18 protein-coding genes are annotated in these 16,591 nt (G+C 68.5%); 7 read left to right on the top strand and 11 right to left on the bottom strand.

Annotation, left to right across the window (positions count from 1 at the left end; translation table 11 throughout):
* Positions 1 to 62 precede the first annotated feature (62 nt).
* From A3CU_RS0113790 to A3CU_RS0113775, 4 genes are all read left to right on the top strand, one after another.
* Entirely contained in the window at positions 63 to 560 is a 498-nt protein-coding gene (locus tag A3CU_RS0113790) for a carboxymuconolactone decarboxylase family protein (protein WP_027942785.1), read from the top strand.
* Between the two features lie 41 nt (positions 561 to 601).
* Positions 602 to 1,354 (top strand): SDR family oxidoreductase, encoded by a 753-nt coding sequence (locus tag A3CU_RS0113785; protein ID WP_027942784.1) that lies wholly within the window; start codon positions 602 to 604, stop codon positions 1,352 to 1,354.
* A 95-nt stretch (positions 1,355 to 1,449) separates the two neighbouring features.
* A complete protein-coding gene (locus A3CU_RS55125) occupies positions 1,450 to 1,584 on the top strand; it encodes a hypothetical protein (protein ID WP_281174118.1) in 135 nt (44 codons plus the stop codon).
* A gap of 58 nt (positions 1,585 to 1,642) precedes the next feature.
* The gene (locus A3CU_RS0113775; protein ID WP_052371708.1) at positions 1,643 to 2,074 is read left to right on the top strand and encodes a hypothetical protein; all 432 of its coding nucleotides are present in this window, start codon (positions 1,643 to 1,645) and stop codon (positions 2,072 to 2,074) included.
* 25 nt (positions 2,075 to 2,099) lie between these two features.
* Here the strand turns inward: A3CU_RS0113775 and A3CU_RS44725 are convergent, their stop codons facing one another.
* Positions 2,100 to 3,044 carry a LysR family transcriptional regulator gene (locus A3CU_RS44725; protein ID WP_043841094.1) on the bottom strand — a complete coding sequence of 315 codons (945 nt, stop codon included), beginning with the start codon at positions 3,042 to 3,044 and terminating at the stop codon, positions 2,100 to 2,102.
* A 59-nt stretch (positions 3,045 to 3,103) separates the two neighbouring features.
* Positions 3,104 to 3,856 (bottom strand): SDR family NAD(P)-dependent oxidoreductase, encoded by a 753-nt coding sequence (locus A3CU_RS0113765; RefSeq protein WP_027942782.1) that lies wholly within the window; start codon positions 3,854 to 3,856, stop codon positions 3,104 to 3,106.
* A gap of 179 nt (positions 3,857 to 4,035) precedes the next feature.
* Between A3CU_RS0113765 and A3CU_RS0113760 the strand changes: the two genes are divergently transcribed.
* Positions 4,036 to 4,944, top strand: coding sequence for an EamA family transporter (locus tag A3CU_RS0113760; protein ID WP_027942781.1), 909 nt, complete (start codon positions 4,036 to 4,038; stop codon positions 4,942 to 4,944).
* Here A3CU_RS0113760 and A3CU_RS0113755 read toward each other — a convergent pair.
* The 8 genes from A3CU_RS0113755 to A3CU_RS0113720 all read right to left on the bottom strand — a co-directional run bounded on the left by A3CU_RS0113755 (position 4,899) and on the right by A3CU_RS0113720 (position 12,891).
* Positions 4,899 to 5,549: a DedA family protein gene (locus A3CU_RS0113755; protein WP_027942780.1), complete on the bottom strand. Its 651-nt coding sequence runs from the start codon at positions 5,547 to 5,549 to the stop codon at positions 4,899 to 4,901. The two genes, A3CU_RS0113760 and A3CU_RS0113755, sit on opposite strands and share 46 nt — an antisense overlap.
* Before the next feature lie 327 nt (positions 5,550 to 5,876).
* Positions 5,877 to 6,977 carry an ABC transporter ATP-binding protein gene (locus A3CU_RS0113750; RefSeq protein WP_027942779.1) on the bottom strand — a complete coding sequence of 367 codons (1,101 nt, stop codon included), beginning with the start codon at positions 6,975 to 6,977 and terminating at the stop codon, positions 5,877 to 5,879.
* On the bottom strand, positions 6,974 to 7,972 hold the full coding sequence (locus A3CU_RS0113745; RefSeq protein ID WP_027942778.1) for an ABC transporter ATP-binding protein: 999 nt from the start codon (positions 7,970 to 7,972) through the stop codon (positions 6,974 to 6,976). Before A3CU_RS0113745 ends, A3CU_RS0113750 begins: the two co-directional genes overlap by 4 nt.
* 5 nt (positions 7,973 to 7,977) lie before the next feature.
* Positions 7,978 to 8,922 (bottom strand): ABC transporter permease, encoded by a 945-nt coding sequence (locus A3CU_RS0113740; protein WP_027942777.1) that lies wholly within the window; start codon positions 8,920 to 8,922, stop codon positions 7,978 to 7,980.
* Positions 8,919 to 9,923 (bottom strand): ABC transporter permease, encoded by a 1,005-nt coding sequence (locus tag A3CU_RS0113735; RefSeq protein WP_027942776.1) that lies wholly within the window; start codon positions 9,921 to 9,923, stop codon positions 8,919 to 8,921. Before A3CU_RS0113735 ends, A3CU_RS0113740 begins: the two co-directional genes overlap by 4 nt.
* Before the next feature lie 81 nt (positions 9,924 to 10,004).
* Positions 10,005 to 11,651 (bottom strand): ABC transporter substrate-binding protein, encoded by a 1,647-nt coding sequence (locus A3CU_RS0113730; protein WP_027942775.1) that lies wholly within the window; start codon positions 11,649 to 11,651, stop codon positions 10,005 to 10,007.
* 232 nt (positions 11,652 to 11,883) lie between these two features.
* Positions 11,884 to 12,480, bottom strand: coding sequence for a recombination mediator RecR (gene recR / locus A3CU_RS0113725; RefSeq protein ID WP_027942774.1), 597 nt, complete (start codon positions 12,478 to 12,480; stop codon positions 11,884 to 11,886).
* A gap of 48 nt (positions 12,481 to 12,528) precedes the next feature.
* On the bottom strand, positions 12,529 to 12,891 hold the full coding sequence (locus A3CU_RS0113720) for a YbaB/EbfC family nucleoid-associated protein (RefSeq protein ID WP_027942773.1): 363 nt from the start codon (positions 12,889 to 12,891) through the stop codon (positions 12,529 to 12,531).
* A 118-nt stretch (positions 12,892 to 13,009) separates the two neighbouring features.
* Between A3CU_RS0113720 and A3CU_RS0113715 the strand changes: the two genes are divergently transcribed.
* Both A3CU_RS0113715 and A3CU_RS0113710 read left to right on the top strand, forming a co-directional pair.
* Positions 13,010 to 13,780 carry an N-acetylmuramoyl-L-alanine amidase gene (locus A3CU_RS0113715; RefSeq protein ID WP_084143266.1) on the top strand — a complete coding sequence of 257 codons (771 nt, stop codon included), beginning with the start codon at positions 13,010 to 13,012 and terminating at the stop codon, positions 13,778 to 13,780.
* Between the two features lie 124 nt (positions 13,781 to 13,904).
* Complete coding sequence (locus A3CU_RS0113710) at positions 13,905 to 14,243, top strand: VOC family protein (protein ID WP_027942771.1); 339 nt, start codon at positions 13,905 to 13,907, stop codon at positions 14,241 to 14,243.
* 91 nt (positions 14,244 to 14,334) lie between these two features.
* On the opposite strand, the gene A3CU_RS0113705 is transcribed toward A3CU_RS0113710, so the two are convergent.
* On the bottom strand, positions 14,335 to 16,317 hold the full coding sequence (locus A3CU_RS0113705; RefSeq protein WP_027942770.1) for a DNA polymerase III subunit gamma and tau: 1,983 nt from the start codon (positions 16,315 to 16,317) through the stop codon (positions 14,335 to 14,337).
* Positions 16,318 to 16,591: the final 274 nt, after the last annotated feature.

Genomic DNA, 16,591 nt, shown 5'->3' with positions numbered 1-16,591 from the left:
AGCGGGTCGCCGGGATCTTTTGCTCGCAACGACGTAACACCACGAGTAAGGGAGTCCCAATCATGTCCACAACGACGACAACGGACCTGCGGTCGCGCATGCCCAACCCTCTCCCGTTCGTCCCCGAAATGGCGGAGGTCGGCGCAGGTCTGCACAACGTCCTCAAGAACGGTGCGATTCCCCCGACGACCATCAGCCTGCTGCAGCTGCGCGCAGGACAGATCCTCGGCAGTACGTATTTCACCATCCGCGAAACCAACAACCTGCGCGCGATCGGGGAATCAGAGGAACGCATTACCGCCGTGGCGACCTGGCAGGACGCCACTTACTTCACCGACGCCGAACGGATCGCGCTGGAGCTGGTGGAGGCTGTCCTCACCCCGAACCCGTCCGGGGAGCGCGTCCCCGACGAGTTGTTCGCCAAGGCGTCCGCGCACTACGACGACAAGGCGCTCTGGACGCTGATCATGGCGATCGCCCATATCGGCTTCTTCACCCCCGCCGCTCTCATCGCCAAACCGATCCCCGGTATGCCGCCCGGCCAGAACTACACCGGCTGACCACCACTCGAACACCGTTCAGCACCCAAGAAAGGCATGATATGAGCAAGTTCGCAGTGGCAGGAGCAACCGGGCGGCTGGGACGACACGTCGTCGACGTCCTCACCGAGCGGGGACACCAAGTGGTGCCGATGTCCCGGGCCACCGGCGTGGACATCATCACCGGTGACGGCCTCGCCGAGGCGCTCACCGGGGCAGACGTCATCATCGACGTCGCCTCGTGGCACGCCTCCGATCAGGAGGCGGCGACGGAGTTCTTCCGCACGTCGGCCCGCAATCTGCACGAGGCGGGTCAGCGGGCCGGAGTCGCCCAGATCACCATGGCCTCCATCATCGGCGTCGACAACGCGACTGCCGGTTTCGTCGCCGCCAAGAAGGTGCACGAGGAGCTCGTCCTGTCCGGCCCGCTCCCCGCTCGCATCCTGCGGGCCGCGCAGTTCCACGAGTTCGTCACTCAGCTCCTGGACTGGCGGCAGGGCGACGTCGCCTACATCCCGGCGCTGCCCACTCAACTCGTGGCCTGCCGCACCGTGGCCGAGGAACTGGTCGACCTGGCCACCGACCCCGGCGGCCCCACCCCGGGAACACCGATCCCGGAGATCGCCGGACCCCGCAGGGAAACCATGGCCCAGGCGGCCCAACTCCTCGGCGCCCGCCGAGGCATCAAGGTCGTCGGCGTCGACGGCTCCGGCATGCCCGACGCCGACATCGCCGCCAACGGCGGGTTCCTGCCCAGCCCGCACGCCAAGCTCGCCGGACCCACGTTCCAGGAGTGGCTCGACGCCCAACCGTGAGCCGATGGCACGGCCTTGCCCTTGTTCCCGAACGCCACCGGAGCTTCGGGAACAAGGGCTTCCTCCCCAAATGCCTCGGGGCACCGCTAGCACGGATGGAGCTGCGCATCGCCTTCCCGGCACTACTGCGGCGCTTCCCCGGCCTCGCCCTCGCCGAGCCGAACGAGCAACTGGACTTCCGCGTTTCCAGCCTCGTGTACGGCCTGCACACACTACGAGTGACCTGGTGAACGGACAGCCGCCCAGACCCAACGCCTCACCCACACCCGGCCGCCAAGGAGTCATCCCATGTCAACATCGACCAAACTGCCCTCCCCAGCTCACGCCGGCCGGCCCGTGCAGCCCCGGTTCTTCGGCCTGATGAAGGCAAGCACGCTGTTCCTGGCCGCCGCACTGCTGGTGCAGGGGATCACCGCTGGACTGCTGCTGTCCAACGAGGGCAGCCGCCAGTTGCACCATGCCACGGGCGCCGTCGTCACGGCCGCAATGGTCCTGCAGATCATCGCCGCGCTCCTGGTGTGGCGGGCGGGCCACGGATCGGCACGATTCCCGGCCATCAGCGCACTTCTGTTTCTGCTGATCAGCGTCCAGTTCGTGGTCGGTTCGAGCGGCAATCTCGCCGTCCACGTCCCGCTCGGTGTGGCGCTGTTCGGCGCGGGTGCGGTCCTGGCGGCACAGGTATGGTCGATCCGCCCTGCCCGCGCGCCCCGACCGAACTGAGAGCCCGCATCACAGCTGGTCGTCGTCACTGCTCATCGGGCATCCGCTGACCGGTAAGGCTCCCGTGCTGTTGGGTCTCCTCGGAGACGGTGTCATGCAGGCAGGACAGGACGGCCGCGACGGCCGGGCGCGCCGAGGCTCCGGTACGGAGTACCGCCTCGACGTGCCGGGCCGCGCGGATACCGGAGAGCGGCCGGCGCGCGAGACGGCCGCCGGTGACGTCGAACGTGTAGCGCGGCATCAGCGCGATGCCGTAGCCCGCCGCGACGAGCGCTTCGGTGATGCGGAAGTCGTTGATGCGCTGGACGATTCGTGGCCGGATGCCGGTGCGAATCGCCAGCGAGCGGAGCACGTCGTCCACCGGGAAGCCGACGTCCACCGAGATCCACGACTCCCGCGCGAGCTCGGCCAGGCCCACGGACCCGCACGAGGCCAGCGGGTGACCGGCGGGCAACGCGATGTCGAGCGGTTCCCGCAGCAGATGGACCACGTCGAGCCGGCCGGATGGGAACGGCTCGGCGTGCTCGTCCCGGTGCGCGACCACGATGTCGAAGTCCGCGAGCAGCCCGGGTACGTCCGGCGGGGTCATGTCGACGTCACGGACCTCGACGTCCAAACCCGGTAACTCGCCGACCCGGCGCAGCAGGCCCGGCAGCAGAAGCAGAGCCGCGGACGGGAAGACGGCCAGCCGGACCAGGCCGCGGGGCGCGCTGCGGTAGGTCTCCAACTCCGCTTCCGCGCGGTCCAGCGCGGCGAGCACTTCGTCGGCGTGGACGACGAGTGCGCGTCCCGCGTCGGTGAGCCTCAGCCCGCGCCCGGCCGGTTCGGTGAGCGGCAGCCCGACCTCCCGTTGCAACACGCGGAGTTGCTGTGAGACCGCCGAAGGCGTGCAGTGCAGGGCCCGTGCGGCGGCCGTCACGGTGCCACGGTCGGCGAACTCCCGCAGCACCCGCAGCCTGCCGATATCCACTCGTCGCAGCCTAGATCTTCTTACTTCGACTGGGCGAGCGTCGGTGCTTCCGCGCGGAGTCAGCCGTGTGGTCCGCCACTCACGTAGAGGACCTGGCCGGTGACGAAGTCGGCGTCTTCGGCGACGAAGAACAGCACGGCACGTGCGATGTCGTGGGGTGTGCCGACTCGGCCTCGGGGGATCGATTCCGCCTGTAGCCGCAGGTGCTGTTCCAGCGTCCGCCCCGCGCGGGCGGCGCTCACCTCGGTCATCGCCGTGTGTACGACACCCGGCCCGACCGCGTTCACCGTGATCCCGTAGGGGGCGAGGTCGGTCGCCGCGGCGCGGGTCAGCCCTTCCAACCCGGCTTTGGCGGCGACGTAGTTGACTCGATTGCCGCCACCGAGCGCGGAGATGCTCGAGATGTTGACGATGCGCCCCCACCCGGCCGAACGCATGGCGCCTGCCGCGGCCTGGAGCATCAGGAAGCTACCCCGCAGGTGCGTGGCCACCACCGCGTCCCAGTCCTCGAGTGGCATGTCCAGAACCATGTTGTCCCTGGCGAATCCGGCGTTGTTGACCAAGATGTCGACCGGTCCCCACGTCGACACCACCTCGTCGATGGCTCGGGTCACGTCGCCGGGTTCGCTGACGTCCGCACGCACCGCCATTGCCGACCCACCGGAGGAGCCGATCTCGTCGACGGTCTGTCTGGCGGTCTCGGCCGCCCGATCAACCACCGCGACCTGATGCCCGAGAGCGGCCAACGATCGGGCGACTTCTGCGCCGATACCAGAACCACCACCGGTGACAAGCGCGACACGTGACTGCACGTCGGTATCTTGCGGGCCGCCTGACCGCTCCCGCCACAAGAATTCATGCGGTCTTAGCCACATCCACGTCTTTGCAGCGTGGCTGAACGGTCATTGCAGTTAATGTCGCTGGTGCTTGATAGTTAGGTCGCGCAAGCTGAGAGTGTTCCACTGATCTGCTCTGGGGAGCCAGCCCTGCCATGTCCCAGCGAGACCGCTTGCTCGCCGTCTTCGTCGCCTTCCTGTGGGGCCTCAACTTCCTGGCCGTCCACGTCATGCTCGGCCACTTCCCGCCGCTGTTCGCGGGCGCGCTGAGGTTCGTGGTACTCGCCGTGCCGACGATCTTGTTCGTCCCGTGGCCGAAGGTGCGGCTGCGGTGGCTGATCGGGTATGGCCTCGGCTTCGGCACCGGACAGTTCGCGTTCCTGTTCATCGCCATGGACACCGGGATGCCGACCGGTCTCGCCTCCCTCGTGCTGCAGGCGTCCGCGCCGTTCACCGTCCTGCTCGGCGCGTTGTTCCTGCGCGAACGCATCACGCCCGCGCAGCTTGCCGGCATCACGCTGGCGGTGGCCGGGATGGCGGTGATCGCCTGGCACCGGGCGGAGAACGCGACGCTGCTCCCCGTCGTGCTCACCGTGCTCGGCGCGCTCTGCTGGGCGATCGGCAACGTCTGCTCGCGGCAGGCCCGCCCGGACAACCCGCTGCACCTGACCCTGTGGATGTCGGTCGTGCCGCCGATACCGATGTTCGTGCTGTCCCTCGTCTTCGAGGGACCATCCGCGCAGTGGCAGTCACTGGCGACCCTCGGCACCGCGAACGGGTGGCAGGGCCTCGCCGCCTTCGGCTACGTGGTGGGGTTCGGCACGGTGGTGGGTGCCGGCATCTGGGTCACGCTCATGCGCCGCAACCCGGCCGGAGTCGTGGCGCCGTTTTCCCTGCTGGTCCCGTTGGTCGGCATGACCACGTCGTTCCTGTTCCTCGACGAGCGTCCCGCGCTGGTCGAGATCCTCGCCGGGATCGTCGTCGTGGCCGGGGTGTTACTGGGCTCGATGCGACGGCGTCAGCGGTCGACGCCGGCCTTGGACCTCGCCGGTTCCCCGTCGTGAGCGTGCTTGCGGCCCATCCGCTTCTTGATCAGCAGGCTGATGATCACCCCGCCGACCACGGCGATGCCGAGCGCCACATACGAGAACCGCGAAAGCCACTGCTCGGCGACGACGCCCAGGTAGTACACCGCGGCGGTGGTGCCGCCGGCCCAGGCGATGCCGCCCAGCGCGTTCGCGGCGAGGAACTTGGGGTAGCGCATGTGCAGCGAGCCGGCCAGGGGGCCGCAGAGGATGCGCAGAAGGGCGACGAACCGGCCGAAGAAGACGGCCCACACGCCACGTTTCTGGAAGATCCGTTCGGCGTTGGCGATATGTTCCGGGCCGAAGTGCTTCGGGAACTTCCGTCCCGCCCAGTCGAAGAGCCGTTTACCACCGACGCGCCCGATCGAATAGCCGATGCTGTCGCCGACGATCGCGCCGATGCTGCCGCTGATGCCCACCCACAACGGATCGATGCCGATGTGCCGTGACGCCAGCAGCGCGGAGCTGACCAGCACGATCTCACCCGGAAGCGGGATGCCGAGGCTTTCGAAACCGATCACCCCGCCCACCAGGAGGTAGACGAGAAGAGGTGGAATCGCCTCTAGCCACTGGTCGATGTGCAAATCCGGCTCCCCTGTCGAAATCCCTTCACCGTGCAGGGTACGCGGAAGCCCGCATCATCGGAGCGGAACGGCCGCATCCCGCCTCACCCGGCCGAGACAAAGGGGGTCTCGGGGCTTGCCCCAGTCGGGGGTGTGGGGGCGGAGCCCCCGCAAAGCAGAGCGTCTGGGGGCTTGCCCCCAGTCGGGGTGTGGGGGGCGGGAGTCCCCATAGGACACCGGTCTGGGGCTTGCCCCAGCCGGGGCGGCGGGGGCGGGAGTCGCCACGGGACACGGGTCCCTGTCGGCGGTGCAGGGGCGGAGCCCCACACCGCCGAACATCAACACAGGTCAGGGTTCCAGCAGTTCGGTGACCGAGGCCGCGTGCGGGATGGCGTCCGACCCGATCGGTGTCGACAGGTCCGCCAACTCGGGCCGCACCTCGTGGGGCTTGATCCGCCCGGCCTGGATGTCCTCGGCGTAATGGCAGGCAACCCGGTGGCCGGTGCCGATCTCCCGCAGTTGCGGCCGTTCGGTGTCGCACCGGGTCTCCTGCCGCCACGGGCAGCGCGTGTGGAACCGGCAACCCGCGGGTGGGGCGGCCGGGGAGGGCAGGTCGCCGGCCAGCAGGATCTGCTCGCGGCTGTCCTCCACCGCGGGATCGGGCACCGGGATCGCCGACAGCAGCGCCCGGGTGTAGGGATGCAGCGGGTCGGTGTAGAGGCGTTCCGAGTCGGTCTCCTCGACCAGCGAACCCAGGTACATCACGCCGATCCGCTCGGAGATGTGGCGCACCACCGCCAGGTCGTGCGCGATCACCAGGTAGGTGAGGCCGAGCGACTCCTGCAACTCCTCCAGCAGGTTGAGCACCTGCGCCTGCACCGAGACGTCCAGCGCCGACACGGGCTCGTCCGCCACGATCAGGTCCGGCTCCACGGCCAGTGCCCGGGCGATGCCGATCCGCTGGCGCTGGCCACCGGAGAACTCGTGCGGATACTTGCGCAGCGAGCCCGCCGGCAGCCCGACCGCCGAGAGCAGCTCCCGCAAACGTTTGCCGGTGCTCTCCTTCGACTTGTCGAGGCCGTGCGCACGCATGCCCTCCACGAGGATCGATTCCACCGACTGCCGGGGATCGAGGCTGGAGAGCGGGTCCTGGAAGACCATCTGCATCCGCCGACGCATCTTCCGCAACGACTCGCCCTTCAATGTCGACAAGTCGATATCGTCGAAGACCGCGCGTCCACCGGTCGGCTCGATCAGGCGCAGCAGGGCGCGGCCCAGCGTGGTCTTCCCACAACCCGACTCGCCGACCAGGCCATAGGTCTCCCCACGACGGATCTCCAGATCCACGCCGTCGACGGCGTAGACGTGGCCGACCGTGCGGTCGAGCACGATGCCACGCTTGATCGGGAAGTGCACTTCGAGGCCTTCCACGCTCACGAGCGCGGTCATGACTGAACCCCCTGCTTCGCCGCGGTCATGGGGCCGACGGGATTGTGGCAGCGCAGCAGGCCGCCGCCGTCCGGTTCCAGCGCCGGGGTCACCTGCCGGCAGCGCTCCAGCGCGTTGGGGCAGCGCGGAGCGAACGCGCAGGCGTCGTCCCACGGGATATTGTCCGCGACCGAACCCTTGATGGGCACCAGCTTGTCCCCACGGGGCGCGTCCAGCCTCGGGATGGACTCGAGCAGGCCGTGCGTGTACGGGTGTCTCGACGAGTTGAACAGCGCGTGCCGCTCGGCTCGTTCGACCACGCGGCCGCCGTACATCACGTTGACCTCGTCACACAGCCCGGCGACCACGCCGAGATCGTGCGTGATCATGATCAGCGCGGTGCCGGTGTCCTTCACCAGTTCGGACAGCAACGCCAGGATCTGCGCCTGGATGGTCACGTCGAGGGCGGTGGTCGGCTCGTCGGCGATCAGCAGCCGCGGGCGGCAGGCCAGCGCGATCGCGATCAACGCGCGCTGCCGCATGCCCCCGGAAAGCTGGTGCGGATACTCGGACAGACGTCGCGACGGATCCGGGATGCCGACGCGGTTCAGCAGGTCGGTCGCCTCCACGCGCGCCTCCCGGCGCGGCATCCCGCGATGCCGCTCCAGCACCTCGGTGATCTGCAGGCCGATCGGGATGACCGGGTTCAGCGAGGACAGCGGGTCCTGGAACACCATCGCCAGATCGCGACCGCGGCGGTCACGCATTTGCTTGTCCGACAAGGAGCGCAGGTCGGTGTCCTCGAACCGCACCGAGCCGCTGACCTCGGCGCCACGCTTGGGCAACAGGCCCATGATCGCCAGCGCGGTGACCGACTTACCGCTGCCCGACTCACCCACCAGTCCGACCGTCTGGCCGGGCTCGACCTCGAAGGTCACGCCGTCCACCGCGGTGAACGGCCTGGTTCCCTTGCGCCGGAACACCACGGACAGGTCCCGGACTTCAAGTAGTGCCATGCGCGCTACCGCCTGTTCTTCGGGTCGAGAGCCTCGCGCAACGACTCTCCGAGCAACGTGAAACCAAGGGCCACCACGATGATCGCAATCGCCGGGTAGAACGCAAGCTCCGGCTTGACGTCCAGGAAGGACTGCGACTTGCCCAGCATCAGACCCCACTCCGCACGGCTCGGGTCGGAGTCGCCGAGACCAAGGAATGACAGTGCGGCGGCATCGATGATCGACGTCGCCAGGGTCAGGGTCGCCTGCACGATCACCGGACCGAGCGAGTTGGGCAGCATGTGCCGGAACACGATGGTGCGCCGGCGCACGCCCAGGGCCGTGGCGGCCAGCACGTGATCGCTCGCGCGCTGGGCCAGCATGGCACCGCGCAGCAACCGCGCGAAGACCGGCACGCTCACCACCGCGACCGCGATGATCACCGTCCACTGTGTACCGTGGAGGAACAGTGCGGCGATCGAGATGGCCAGCAGCAGCGAGGGAATCGCCAGCAGGATGTCGGTGAAGCGCATGAGCAGGGTGTCCACCCAGCCGCCGAAGGCGCCCGCGAAGCCACCGATGATCATGCCGAGGAGCACCCCGATCAGCGTGGCAGCCACCCCGACGATGAGGGTCTGCTGGGAGCCGACCAAAAGCCGCGAGAAGAAGTCGTAGCCGTTCTGGTCACTGCCCAGCAGGAAGCCCGGCATGGGGCCCGGAATGCTGTCCGGACGCAGGGTGTTACGCAACTCGTCGTAGGGGATGTAGGGATTCTTGGGCGCCAGGAACGGCGACAGGATCGCCAACAGTACGAAAAGGACGGTGATGACCGCACCGGTGATGGCCACCGGGCTGCGGCTCATCCGCTTCATCGCGTCGACGGCCAGGCTGTTGCCACCGGACTCACTCAGCTCGTCGATCCGGTCTGCCTTGCGTTTGAGCAGGTTCGGCGTGGTCTTCTGTGTGGTCACCGCACTCGCACCCTCGGATCGATGATCGCGTAGGAAACGTCGACCAGCAGGTTGACGATCACGTACACCAGCGCGGCGAGCAGCAACAACGCCTGCAGCCGCGGGTAATCCCGGCGCTCGATGCCCTCGGCCAGCAGTGAGCCCAGCCCCTGCCAGTTGAACACCTTCTCGGTCAACACCGCGCCGGCGAGCAGGAGGCCGGTTTGCAGGCCGATGGTGGTGGACACCGGCAGCAGCGCGTTACGCAGGATGTGCCGCCGCCGGATGATCGGGGCGGTCAGGCCCTTGGACTCGGCGGTGCGCACGAAGTCCTCCTGCTGCACGTCCAGCACGGACGCCCGGGTGATCCGCACGATCACCGCGAACGGGATGCTGGCCAGTGCGATCGCCGGTAGGATCAGATGCTTTATCGCGTCCCACATGGCGTCGAACTCGCCGGTCAACAGGCCGTCGAGGGTGAAGAACCCGGTGATGTGCGTGGCATCGATGGTCACGTCCTGCCGGCCCGACGGCGGCAGGATGCCGAGTTTCTGCGCGAAGATGTACTTGAGCAGAACGCCGAGGAAGAACACCGGAACAGCGACACCGACCAACGTGGTCATCACCGTGGCGTTGTCCAGGAACCGGCCGCGATAACGGGCGGCGACGTAGCCCAGCGGAATACCGAACACGACCGCGAGCACCAGCGCGCAGACCGACAGCTCGATCGTGGCGGGGAACCGGCGGCCGATCTCGGCCAGCACGCTGTCCCCACTGGCCAGCGAGCTTCCGAATTCGCCGGTCAGCACCCGGCCGAGGAACTTGAAGTACTGCACGAACACGTTCTGATCCAGGCCGAGAACATGGTTCAACGCGGCGACGTTTTCCGGGGTCGCCTTGTCACCGAGCAGCGCGCCCGCCGGGCCGCCGGGCAGCAGGCGCAGCCAGGCGAATACCAGGATGGACAGCACGAACAACGTGGGAATCGCCTGCAGCAAGCGGCGAATGATGAATCGAAGCATGTGATGGGGCCCTTGACGTAGGGCGCAATCGCGGGAAAGTGCCCTCGCGAGGAGGGCACCTTCCCGCAATCAGCGCCTGGATTAGCCCTTCGTGACGGTGTAGAAGCGCTCGTCGGTCAGCGGGGACGGGACGAGGCCGTGGACATTCTTCGCGACCACGAGTGCGGGCGGCGACGAGCAGAGCGGAACGGCCGGGATGTACTGCGAGATCAGCACGCTGGCCTCCTCGTACGCCTTCTTCTTCCCATCGGGGGTGGTCTGAGCGTCCGCGTTGGACAGCGCGTTGAAGATCTCCGGGTTGTTGAACCCGAACTCGGGCTTCTGCCGGCCGAAGAACGTGCCGATGAAGTTGCCCGGGTCGGCGTAGTCACCGGTCCAGCCCAGCAGGTGGAGGTCCTGCTTGCCGGCCTTCTGCACGTCGTCCTTGTAGCCGCCGTTCCACGGCTCCTGCACGACGTTGACCTTGATGCCGACCGCCTTGAGGTCCTCGGTGATCGCCGACGCCATGTCTACCGGGTTGGGCATGTACGGCCGGCTGATCTCGGTGGGCACGTAGAAGTTCAGCGACAGATCGCTTGCGCCGGCTTCGGCGAGCAACTGCTTGGCCTTGTCCGGGTTGTAGGGGAACTTGGCCACCTGGTCGGTGAAGCCGGGAACGTTGTTGGGCAGCAACTGGTCCTGCACATAGGCGCCTTCCGGCATCTTGTTCTTGACCAGCTGGTCCTTGTTGACGGCGTACTCGATCGCCTGCCGCACCCGCACGTCCTGCAGCTTCGGGTTGTTCTTCTGGTTGATGCCCAGGTAGGTGACGCCGAACGCGGGCCGGATCAGCACCTGGTCCCCGGCCTGCTTGAGGGAGTTGTAGTCGGCCGGGTTCGGGAAGTCGTAGGCGTCGATGGTGCCGGCGGCCAGCTCCTGCTTCCGGGCGTTCTCGTCCGGAATGATCTTGAAGATCAGCTTCGCGGTCTTGGCCTTCTCACCCCAGTAGTCGTCGTTGCGCACCAGGGTGATGGTGTTGTTGGTCTTGTCGAAGCTCTCGAACTTGTACGGCCCGGTGCCGGTCGGATGCTGGGTGGCGTAGGCCGGGTAGCTGAAGGAATCACCGGTCTGCGTCACCGCGTCCGCGTCGTACTGCTTCAGCGCGGCCGGGCTGGACATGGACAGCGAGGTCAGGCCGAACGCGTCCGGGAACGCCCCCTTGGCCTTGTTCAGGTGGACCACCGCGGTGTTGTCGTCCTTGGCCTCGCAGGACTTGTACACCGGGTCCCCGTTGGTGTCGCCCTCGTTGTGGGCGAAGCCCTCGAAGACGTCGCCGTAGTAGATCATCTGGCTCTGGGCGGCGGCGCCCTTCATGTTGTACCAGCGGTCGAAGTTGAAGCAGACCGCCGCGGCGTTGAACGGCGTGCCGTCGTGGAACTTCACGCCCTGCCGGAGAGTGAACGTCCAGGTCTTGGCGTCGTCACTCGGGGTCCACGCGGTCGCGAGGTCACCTTCCAGCTCCGTCGTGCCGGCCTTGTAGGTGACCAGCGTTTCGTACATCTGCCGGACCGGGCGGAAGCTCTCCCCGTCGTCATTGAAGATCGGGTCGAAGTTCTTCGGGGCACCGGCGGCGCCGAACACGAACGTGTCGTTGGCGCCACCACCGCCCCCCGAGCCACGCTGGGACGCACATGCCGACATCGTCACCGCGAGTGCGCCAGCGAGCCCGATCAAGGCAACGCGGCGCATTCTGGCCACCGGCTTCGGGAGCATGGTGAAACTCCTTGAGGACTTTGCGGTTGGTGATCGACGACACTAGCGGGAACTTCGCCAATGCTTAAAGCACCCGAGGTTACGATCGCGCTACGTAAGTGGGCACGGCTACACGAACGGCAGGCAAATAGTAACTCTGCGTATGCAAATACGGCGATTCGGCGGCAGGGCGCTACGCCGAATGGGCGAACGTACCGCCCGGTAAGTTTCAGAGCGTCCGGCGACCGGACAGGGCGCGGCCGAGCGTGAGCTCGTCGGCGAACTCGAGATCGCCACCCATGGGCAGCCCCGACGCGAGGCGGGTGACGGTCAGGCCCGGGAAGTCCCGCAGCATGCGCACGAGATAGGTGGCCGTGGCCTCACCTTCGGTGTTCGGATCCGTCGCGATGATCACCTCGGTGACCTCTGCGCCGCCGATCCTGGCCAGCAGTTCACGAATGCGGAGCTGATCGGGCCCGATGCCGGACAGCGGATCGAGCGCACCGCCGAGCACGTGGTAACGCCCCTTGAACTCGCGCGTGCGCTCCACCGCGAGCACGTCCTTCGGCTCCTCGACCACACAGATGACGGTCGTGTCGCGCCGGGTGTCCCGGCAGATCCGGCACTGCTGCTGCTCGGACACGTTGCCGCAGACCTCACAGAACTGCACGCCCTCGCGGACCTTGCCGAGCACCTCCTGCAGCCGCGCGATGTCCGCGTGATCGGCGGTCAGCAGATGGAACGCGATGCGCTGCGCGCTCTTCGGGCCGATGCCCGGCAGACGCCCGAGCTCGTCGATGAGGTCCTGGACAACACCCTCGTACAAGCCTGTATCCCGTCAGTATTGTTCAGAGCCCGCCCCGCCGTGGCGGGCTCAGCCGAGTCCGGGCAGCCCGAGGTCGCCGAGACCGGGCATGCCGCCGCCGAGCGCGCCGGCCACCGGGCCGAGCTTTTCCTCGGTGAGCTTCTGGGCGTTGGCCGTCGCGTCGCGGACCGCGGCGACGACGAGGTCGGCCAGCGTTTCGACGTCCTCGGGATCGACCACCTTGGGGTCGATCGACAGGCTCTTGAGCTCGAGGCTGCCGCTCACGGTCGCGGTCACCAGGCCACCGCCGGCGGTGCCGGTCACCTCGGCTTGCGCCAGCTCCTGCTGCGCGGCCACGAGTTGCTGCTGCATCTGCTGCGCCTGCTGCAGGATCGCCTGCATGTCGGGCATTCCACCACCGGGCTGGACCATGATTGCTTTTTCCGATCCTTGAGGGATTCCGCTCCGGCCCCAGCGTATCTCGCCCGGCTGTGGCACCGTGTTCGCCGTGCGAAGGTGGCGTGTCCTGTTTGTGATTCTCCTGGGTTCGATGGTGCTCACCGGGTGCCGCACCGACCAAGCCTCGCCCGGCGGACCCCGCCCAGCACCGAGCGAGGCGCCTCCGGCCAGCACGACCTCGGCGTCACCGCCCAGCCGGCCGGCACCGGCGTCACCGGCCCGTGTCGTGGTCCTCGACCCGGGACACAACGGCGGAAACGCGCGCGATCCGAAGGCGATCAACCGGCTCGTGCCGGCCGGCCGTGGGCAGACGAAACCGTGCAACACCACCGGGACCGCGACCAACGCCGGGTACGGCGAACACGCCTTCAACTGGGACGTGGCGCAGCGGGTCGGCGCGGACCTGTCGGCGAAGGGCATCTCCGTCGTGTACACGCGGGCCGATGACACCGGCGTCGGCCCGTGCGTCGACGAGCGGGCCGCGACAGGCAATCGGACCGAAGCGGCAGCCGTCGTGTCCATCCACGCGGACGGCTCGAATTCGGCCGGAGCGCACGGCTTTCACGTCGCCTATTCGGCTCCGCCGCTGAACGCCGCCCAAGGGCAGCCGTCGACCTCCCTGGCGAGCACCCTGCGCGACCGGCTTCGCGCGGCCGGCTTCGACGTGTCGAACTATCTGGGCCGCGACGGTCTGGCACCCCGCAACGACCTCGCCGGGCTCAACCTGTCGGAGCGGCCGGCCGCGCTGATCGAATGCGGCAACATGCGTGACCCGGCCGAAGCCGCGCTGATGTCCACATCGGACGGTCGCCAGCGGTACGCGGATGCGATCGCCGACGGCATCCTCGCGTACCTGTCTTGACGCTGTCCCGCAAGTGATGCCGCCCGGACAGCTTTGGGTCAGGTCATGGCAAGCCGGACAACGATGAATCTTCGACGCTGCCGACGTCAGTTTGGACAACACATCGACCGCATTTGGAGGCAACGTGGCGCTGGACCTCTTCGCCGGCATCCCCGTGACCGACTTCGCCGCGGCGCTGCCGTGGTACGAGCGGTTCTTCGGCGGGCGCCCGTCGTTTCTGCCGAACGACACCGAGGCGGTGTGGGAGGTGGCCGAGCATCGCTACGTCTACATCGTGGAGGACCCGGAACGGGCGGGGAACGCCCTGGTGCTTTCGTTCGTCGACGACCTCGACGAACGAGTCGCCGAGATCTCCCGGCGGGGCATCGAGCCCGCGAAACGCGAGACGTACGACGGCGGCGCGACCAAGGTGATCTACCGAGACGCGGATGGCAATGAGATCAGCTTCGGCGGCCCGGGCTGACACCGCTGAGCATCCTGCCGGGCTTGACACCCCCGCCGGTCTGACGCGCGGCAAGGGCGTCCGATCCGGGAGACCTCGGCCGTTGCCGCGATCAGTCGATCGGGCGGGCGCCGAGATGTTCGGCGAGGAGGCGGTGCGCGACGGCCTCGGCATCGAGGGACTCGGCGGGCAGTGAGATCTCCGCCACCCCGCTCGGCTCCTCAACGAACATGCTGTCGTCGTCCTCCGGCTCGGGTGGCAACGGGATGTCCGGCTCCGGGGGAGCCTGCTCCCGCGCCGGCGCCGGGGCGGGCTGCGCCGGTCGCTGGTACGAGCGCTCGGGTGCGGCGGCGCGCGGCGGCGGGTTCGGTTGCGGGCGCGGCCCAGCGGGCCCACGGCCCGCGCCTCCGCCGCCACCGGCGTGTACGCACCGCACCTGCCAGGTTCCGCCGAGCACCTCGTGCAGGGCGGCGGCGATGAAGTCGGTGTTGCGCGGCTCGGACAACCGGCGGGCCAGCGGCTCCGCGGTGTGCGCCAGCACCACCGTCGAGCCGTCCACGCTCTGCACGGTCGCGTGGGTCAGCATGGCCTCGGTGCTGCGGCTGGTCTTCCGGATCGCGGCCAGCAGGTCCGGCCAGACCCGGCGGATCGCGGTCGCGTCGACGGCACCGGTAGCGGCCGGCGGAGACGGTTCCGCCACTGGGGCCGACTCCGGGACCGGCACGGAGACCGGCGCCGAGACCGGGGGCGCGGTCCGGGCTTGCGCGGCGGGCTGCGAAGGCCGGGCGGGCGCGGCGGGCGGTGGCTCGGCGGCGGCACGTTGCGATGGCCGCTGGAACGACCGCTCGGCGTGGGCCGGAGGCTTGGGGGCCGTACCCGCAGACGACGCGGGCGGCTGAGGACCAGGTGTCGCACCCCCAGCGGACACGGGAGCGGCGGACGGGCGCCGCTCCAACTGTTCCAGTCGTTGCAGGAGTGCGGCCTGGTCGGTGGACACCGACGGCAGCATCATCCGCGCGCAGAGCAGTTCGAGCAGCAGCCGCGGCGCGGTCGCGCCCCGCATCTCCAGCAGTCCATTATGGACGATCTCGGCGTAGCGGGTGAGCGTGCCGAGACCGAGCCGCCCCGCCTGCTCGGTCATCCGGGCGAGCTCGTCCTCCGGCGCGGACACCAGGCCGCGCGACGCGGCATCGGGCACCGAGCGCACCAGGATCAGGTCGCGCAGCCGGTCGAGCAGGTCGGAGGCGAACCGCCGTGGATCGTGCCCCGCCTCGGCGAGCCGCTCCACCGTGCCGAACACCGCGGCCGAATCCTCCTCGGCCAGCCCCTTGATCAGGTCGTCGATCAACGCGACGTCGGTGACGCCGAGCAGCGCGACCGCGCGGTGGTAGTCGACCCCCTCCGGGCCGGCCCCGGCCAGCAGCTGGTCGAGCACGGACTGGGTGTCACGCGCGGAGCCGCCTCCGGCGCGGATCACCAGCGGGTACACCGCCGGGTCGACCTCGATGCCCTCGGCGGCCACGTTGCGCTCCAGCAACTCCCGCATCGCACTCGGCGGGATCAGGCGGAACGGGTAGTGGTGGGTACGCGAGCGGATGGTGGGCAACACCTTGTCCGGCTCGGTGGTGGCGAAGATGAAGATCAGGTGTTCCGGCGGCTCTTCGACGATCTTGAGCAGGGCGTTGAAGCCCTGCGTGGTGACCATGTGCGCCTCGTCGATGATGAACACGCGGTAGCGCGATTCGGCCGGCGCGTAGAACGCGCGGTCACGCAGCTCGCGCGCGTCGTCGACGCCGCCGTGGCTGGCCGCGTCCAGTTCGGTGACGTCGATGCTGCCCGGGCCCTCCGGGGCGAGCGCGCGGCAGGAGTCGCACTTGCCGCACGGATCGGGTGTGGGCCCCTCCGCGCAGTTCAGCGATCGGGCCATGATCCGCGCGCTGGAGGTCTTACCGCAGCCACGTGGGCCCGAGAAGAGGTAGGCGTGGTTGATGCGGCCGGATGCCAGCGCGGTGCGCAACGGTTCGGTGACGTGCTCCTGCCCGACGACCTCGGCGAAGGTCGCCGGACGGTACTTGCGGTAGAGCGCCAGAGCCACGACGCGAGACTACCGCCCAACCCCGACACGATCCCCGCGGGCAGAACCGACGCTGGTCACCCCCCACGCACCCAGCGCCACCACACCATCCACCGGGAAGAACAGACCCTGGTCACCCCCACGCACCCAGCACAGCCAGCAAGCCCACCGTCCGCCGGCAAAACAGACCCTAGCCACCACCCCACACGCCCAACGCAGCCAACCACACCACCATCCACCGGGAAAAACGGACGCTAGTCACCACCCCACACGCCCAGCACAGCCAGCCACACCA

Source organism: Amycolatopsis taiwanensis DSM 45107 (assembly GCF_000519205.1).
In the GTDB taxonomy this organism is placed as follows: Bacteria; Actinomycetota; Actinomycetes; order Mycobacteriales; family Pseudonocardiaceae; genus Amycolatopsis_E; species Amycolatopsis_E taiwanensis.
This window is presented reverse-complemented; position numbering and strand designations above follow the sequence as displayed.